At 70.4% G+C, this 608-nt stretch carries 1 protein-coding gene; it reads left to right on the top strand.

All coding sequences use genetic code 11. From position 1 onward, the window contains the following. Window positions 1-608: M24 family metallopeptidase (locus NS283_RS17995; protein ID WP_153003420.1), on the top strand; the 608-nt coding region annotated here is incomplete at both ends.

Here is a 608-nt window from a genome sequence, read left to right as displayed (position 1 = left end):
GAGTTCGAGCTCGCCGAGATGGCCCTCGCGGTAGAAGTCACCGCACGCGGCTTCGACGACATCGTCGCGGAGCTCCCGCGGATCATCGAGCACCCCCGCGGAGAGCGCGTCGTCGAGGGCGTCTTCCATCAGCGCGCTCGCGCCGACGGCAACGCGGTCGGGTACGACACGATCGCGGCATCCGGCCCCCACGCGTGCTACCTGCACTGGACGCGCAACGACGGCGCGGTCACGCCGGGAGATCTCATCCTCGTGGACGCCGGCGTCGAGGTCGACAGCCTCTACACCGCCGACATCACCCGCACCCTCCCCGTTTCGGGGCGGTTCACCGATGTACAGCGCCGGGTGTACGAGGCGGTTCGCGAGGCGGCCGACGCGGCATTCGACGCGGCGCGACCCGGTGTGCCGTTCCGCCGTGTCCATGAAGCCGCGATGGAGGTCATCGCCGCTCGCGTGGCGGAGTGGGGCCTGCTCCCCGTCACGGCGCAGGAGGCCCTGGATGCCGACAGCGGCGGCCAGCACCGCCGCTACATGGTGCACGGCACGAGCCATCACCTCGGCATCGACGTGCACGACTGCGCTCAGGCTCGTCGCGAGATGTACTACGA

It is taken from the genome of Microbacterium testaceum (assembly GCF_001476285.1).
In the GTDB taxonomy this organism is placed as follows: Bacteria; Actinomycetota; Actinomycetes; order Actinomycetales; family Microbacteriaceae; genus Microbacterium; species Microbacterium testaceum_B.
This window is presented reverse-complemented; position numbering and strand designations above follow the sequence as displayed.